This is a genomic window from Methylobacterium sp. WL116, from assembly GCF_008039455.1.
Taxonomy (GTDB): Bacteria; Pseudomonadota; Alphaproteobacteria; order Rhizobiales; family Beijerinckiaceae; genus Methylobacterium.
This window is the reverse complement of record NZ_VRUV01000816.1, coordinates 1-1,412: the sequence shown is the minus strand read 5'-3', so window position 1 is coordinate 1,412 and position 1,412 is coordinate 1. Positions and strand designations below refer to the sequence as shown.

At 74.9% G+C, this 1,412-nt stretch carries 1 pseudogene; it reads right to left on the bottom strand.

The features are described 5' to 3' along the window. A pseudogene (locus FV223_RS30960) lies at nucleotides 1-1,412 on the bottom strand (hypothetical protein); the annotation flags it as partial.

Sequence of the window (1,412 nt, the reverse complement as noted above, 5' to 3'; positions counted from 1 at the left end):
CGCGAGCCCTGGATCGCGTAGCTCGGTGCGGTCACCGACCCGTCGGCGGCCACGCCCGCGCCGCCGCCGAGGCTTTTCGCCAGCGAGGCGGAGAGCCCGTAGACCTGCCCGCCGTCGACCGCCTCGGTCGAGCCCGCGGCGATCCGGCCGCCGGCGATTCCGGTGAGCGTGCGCGCCGTGCCGTTGCGGTCGGCGAAGCTCACCGTGGTGCCGTCGGTATTGGCGCCGACGGTCAGCCCGCGCGTCGCCTGATCCTGCTGGACCAGGCCGACGGTGCCGTTGGCGACCCCCGCCGACAGGCCCGCGACCGCCTGGTTCGTCGCGTAGAGCTGGCTGCCGTTGACCGCCTCGTTGGAGGCCGCCGACAGCGTCCCCGCCGCGACGCCGGCGACGGTGCGGCCGGTGCCGCCGGCATTGGCGAGGTTCAGCACCGTGCCGTCGGTCGCGGCGCCGATGCTCAGCTCGCGGCTGGCCTGGTCCTGCCGCAGCAGGCCGATCGTGCCCTGCACGATGCCGCTCTGGAGGCTCGCGAGGTTGCCGTTCGTGGCGGCGAGCCCGCTGGCATTCGCCGCCACCGCCTGGTTGGTGTCGTAGAGCTGCCCCCCGGTCACCGCATCGGCCGAGCCGGCGGCGATGGTGCCGTCGCTGAGGCCGGTGAGCAGGCGGGTGCCGCCCGAGGCGTTGCGCAAGGTCAGGCGGGTGCCGTCCGTACCCGCGCCGACGGCGATGTCGCGGGTGGTCGGGTCCTGCTGCACCAGGCCGATCGTGCCGGCTCCGATCGCCGATTGCAGGGTGCTGGTCTGGGCGCCGTTGGCCGCCACCGCCTGGTTGGTGTCGTAGAGCTGGCTGCCGTTGATCGCCTCGTCCGAACCGGCGGCGACCGCGCCGGCGGAGACGCCGCGCAGGACGCGGCCGTTGCCGGCGCTGTTGCGGAAGTCGACGAGCGCCCCGTCCGTCGCCGAGGCGACCAGGATCGCGCGGCTCGTCGGGTCCTGCTGCACCAGGCCGATCGTGCCGTCGGTGATGCCCTGGCGCAGGGTGCCGATCGCGCCCGCGTTGGTGGCGATGTCGCTGGTGTTGGTCGCGACCCGGAGGTTCGTCGCGTAGAGCTGGTCGCCGTTGACCGCATCGGTCGAGCCCGCGGCGAGGCGGCCGGCCGAGACGCCGCGCAGCGCGACCGCGTTGCCGCCGTTGCCCCGGGCGAGGTCGACCACGCCGGTCGGGTTGTTCGCGCTGTCCGGCACGTACTGCACCGCGAGGCGGTTGGTCGCCGCGAGCGCCGAGCCGACGTCGCCGTAGGTCTGGCCGCCGACGGCGTAGGCCGGGGCGGTGAACGCGCCGGTCACCGGGTTGAACGCGGCGCCCGCCCCGAAGATTTGCATCACGGCGTTGCCGCCGAGGCGAAGCTGGCC